2 protein-coding genes are annotated in these 2,094 nt (G+C 58.1%); both read right to left on the bottom strand.

The window, feature by feature from the left end:
- Positions 1–109: 109 nt before the first annotated feature.
- Positions 110–1,300 (bottom strand): AAA family ATPase, encoded by a 1,191-nt coding sequence (locus ACH2EH_RS05105; protein WP_395139564.1) that lies wholly within the window; start codon positions 1,298–1,300, stop codon positions 110–112.
- A 135-nt stretch (positions 1,301–1,435) separates the two neighbouring features.
- On the bottom strand, positions 1,436–2,094 hold a 659-nt coding region (locus ACH2EH_RS05100; protein WP_395139563.1), incomplete at its 5' end, for a glutamate mutase L.

Raw genomic sequence — 2,094 nt, 5'->3', positions numbered from 1 at the left:
CTCCCAAGAAGCTCCTGGACAAGCGGCTCGCGCTCCACGAAGATTGCTTCCAGAAGCTTCGGCGACATCGTGCTGGGGTTGAAGGCGGAAAGGAGCACATCGGACATGGTTATGCCTGCCCTTCGAGATAGCGCAAGATGCACCAGGCGCGGCGGATAAGCGGGTGCTGGAACCAAAATGCTCCGTTTTCGACCCGCAGGTAATGATCTTGCTGGAGCCAGTCTAAAGCGATCCGTAGATCACGGTCTTTTGCCTCTGGTTCTTGGTGACGCACGGTATTGGTAAGCTCACGAAACAGAACAGGGCTCTCGGCTAGGGCAATAACATCCAGCGCGGCAAACGCCAGCGGAGCACGTACACCGTAGTAGCTCTCGATACGCTCCTCGTAGTAGCGCAGATGCATCGGATCCTGTGGGTCGGTCAGAAGCTTACCAACAACGGTATTCACAGCGTCTTGCGTCACCGGAAGTCGCCGCTCCCCAAGGCGCTTGACGACCCACTGAATGTAGAACGGCAGGCCATCAGTCTGCTCCGCGATATAGGCTGCATCGGCTTGCTCACAAGGTAATTGCAGGCTCGCCGCCAGTGCCTGGGCAAGTTGGGTCGCTTTTTCTTGGGTCAGGGTTGGCAGTGTGATTGGATCGAGGTCGTTAACCGGATCGTTGCGGTGCCCCGCTTCGCGCAGACCGGTCAGCACATGATGCAAGCCAATCGAGCCCGTAAAGACCATCCGAACCGGCGTACTCTCCCGCTGACGCAGAGCACGAAGCGTATCAATAAGCTCCATTGCCACACCTTCGCCTTGTGTCTTATCCCCAACAATATTGCTCAGCAGTAGCGGCACCTCATCCAGAAAGAAGACAAAGCGCCCTCCGTCGGGCAGGTTTCCCTCCAGAGCCTGAAGCGTCCTCTCCAGAAACAGCTTCCAGCTTCCGGTCTGGGTGGCCGGTATCTTGATGATTCCCTTGATCTCCACCTCGCCCAGTATCTTCCAGGCATCCCGCAGCCAGTTTGCTGCTCGCCTCCCCTGTGGTAAGTACTCTTCCAGCTTCGCGGCGACGGCCTCAACAAACTCGACAGGTGTCTTCAAGCCCTCACAGTCAAGATAAATCGCTTGAAACCCAGCGCGTGGCTCGCGGTTCATCGCTTTCACCACGGTTGTCTTGCCCGTACGCCGTTCCCCTAAAAGCTGGAAACCTTGTGTCTTGAGCGTCTCCCAGAGCTGCTGGATAAACACCTCACGCCCAAACGCAGGCACTTCGCCGCCGGTCGTAATTTGCAGGGTTAGTTCGGTAGTCATGCCGCAAGTATAGCATCCAACAAATCTGTTGCGCAACAAAATTGTTGGATGTTTTCAAAACAAACAAAAACAACCCTCCCTTGCTTCAAGGGAGGGCGCCGAGGAACGAGGCGGGTGGGTTCGGGCAGGTGGGTTCTACTCGCTTCTAAGCTTCAGTGCCTTGAGCCACTCGCGCATCTTGGCGGCGCGGGCGGCGTCTTGATCCGGGATGGCAATGGGGCGGCCACGGCAGTCTAAAATCAGGCCGACCTCGCCGCCCTGGACATTAAACGTGACATTCTTGCCCTTGCCCTGCCCCAGATCGAAGTTCTTGGCCGGGCGGCACTCAACCGTTGCCTTCTCGCCTTGCTCCAGCGGCAGGAGCACGAGCTGGCCGAACTTGATATCGTGGTTTTTCTCCTTGAAGACAAAGGTACAGCACGGCTCGCCCTCTTTGGCCGTCCCGACCGGCGCGATACAGTCTGCGAGGCGGATCAGACAGTCACGCTCGAATACTTGGGTTGCGGCTTCGGGCAGGAGCACGGAGAGCACGCCGAGCTGGGGCATCATGAAGATCGAGTCTTTCGCCAAAGTCGTCATGCCCTCGGGGGCGTAGGCGTCCATCATCATGATGCACGTCTGCGCAAACTCCGGCGCGTGCGCCAGCACGCCGCCTGAGCCGATGACCATGTCCAGCGAGAACATGTCCACGAGCGTTTTTCCACCGGCGGACTGCTCGAAGATCTCGCCGATATCGCGGGTCTGCTGGACGCCGACCATCTCGCGGGCAAGGCTCTTGTGGTGCTCAAAGGCCA

It is taken from the genome of Armatimonas sp. (assembly GCF_043760365.1).
Lineage (GTDB): Bacteria > Armatimonadota > Armatimonadia > Armatimonadales > Armatimonadaceae > Armatimonas.
The sequence above is the reverse complement of the archived record's forward strand: the minus strand, read 5'-3'. Positions and strand labels throughout refer to the sequence as shown.